2 protein-coding genes are annotated in these 1,351 nt (G+C 55.3%); both read left to right on the top strand.

Annotated elements, in window-relative coordinates:
* Positions 1–245: 245 nt before the first annotated feature.
* Positions 246–527 (top strand): type II toxin-antitoxin system HicA family toxin, encoded by a 282-nt coding sequence (locus ACOVRJ_RS22985; protein WP_422046147.1) that lies wholly within the window; start codon positions 246–248, stop codon positions 525–527.
* A complete protein-coding gene (locus ACOVRJ_RS22980) occupies positions 524–1,072 on the top strand; it encodes a toxin-antitoxin system HicB family antitoxin (protein ID WP_422046146.1) in 549 nt (182 codons plus the stop codon). Before ACOVRJ_RS22985 ends, ACOVRJ_RS22980 begins: the two co-directional genes overlap by 4 nt.
* The last annotated feature ends 279 nt before the right edge of the window (positions 1,073–1,351 follow it).

Here is a 1,351-nt window from a genome sequence, read left to right as displayed (position 1 = left end):
CGGTTGCCGCTTTGCGGCTGACTCGGGACGGGGAAGTCCCTTTCATTCGTTAGGCGTCGAACCAGCAGCCCTCACGCCGACGGCCCATCCGGGCCCAGCTCTGAAATGAGACCATGGGCATCCATCCAGTCTTCGCCAACCATGCACCATCATGGTGCATTTTTGCCGCACGTCAGGCCCCAAGGTCCGGTGATTGTGGTCACGTGAGACTTGCATGACACTACAGGCGGTGTCATACTGAGCCGATGAAGTCTGCAGGAGAAGCGATCGATTTGCTCAAGTCAAGGGAGGCCACAACCTCTTGCGACGAGCTTGTCGGGCTCTTGAGGGCATTGGGGTTTGATGTGCGGCGGCGAAAGTCTGGGAATCACCACACGTTAGATCATCCAGGCATCCCTGGCTTCACCGGCGCGAACTTTGACGGCGGCCACGGAAAGACTGTCAAGACCTGCTACCTGCAAGAGATGCGAAAGCTGATCAAGAAGTACGAAGCCGAAATTAACGAACATTTGAAGGCAAAGAAGTGAGTAAAGCCAGCGAGTACGGAATCTTTGTTCGCCTCGTCGCGCGCGAAGGCGAAGAGATGTACGAAGCGCGCGTTGCAGAACTGCCCGATGTAGTCGCGTTCGGAGGGTCGTATTCCGAAGCGTACGAGAGTGCTATCGAGGCCATCGAGGGTCTGCAGGAGATGTTCGCAGAGAAGGGCAAGAGTCTGCCTCAACCTGAAGCTGAGGAGACTGACTTCAGTGGCAGGATCACACTTCGCATGAGCCGGTCCCTACACGCAACAGTACATCGCCGAGCAAGCCGCGACGACGTCAGCCTGAATCAGTGGATTGTTGAAGCCATTGCGTGTCGGATTGATGGCGCTCTAAACATGGACTCCGTTTTCGTCGCTTGCCACGCCCGCCATGACGCGACCGGGAACATTGGGTTTCGTCTCCAGAAAGCGAACCATCTCGTTTCGTATGGGAATGCAAGCATCTTTGCGATCCCGGGAGTTCAAGAGGCGGCACCGGTAGTTTCTAATCACACCCCGTACATCGAGATGCAGCATTATGGAAAACGTTAGCCAGTACCAATTCGATCTCATTGAGGTCGGAAAACTTCTTCTTAAGAAGCAAGGCGTGAACGATGGACTGTGGTCGGTTGGCGTCCAGTTCGCACTAGGGGCAGTCAACGCTGGTCCGGATCCGACCAAGGTGATGCCGTCAATGCTCGTTAGTGTCGAGAAAGTCATGTTGACAAAGGCGACTGAAATGACTCCACTCACAATCGACGCTGCTAAGACATAGCTGTCGGGTCCCGGATGATTGGCTCTTGCAGAATAGGCGTGCTCTGCTCTTCGGGC

Origin of the sequence: Roseateles sp. (assembly GCF_049240545.1) — a bacterium.
Taxonomy (GTDB): domain Bacteria; phylum Pseudomonadota; class Gammaproteobacteria; order Burkholderiales; family Burkholderiaceae_C; genus Paucibacter_A.
The sequence above is the reverse complement of the archived record's forward strand: the minus strand, read 5'-3'. Positions and strand labels throughout refer to the sequence as shown.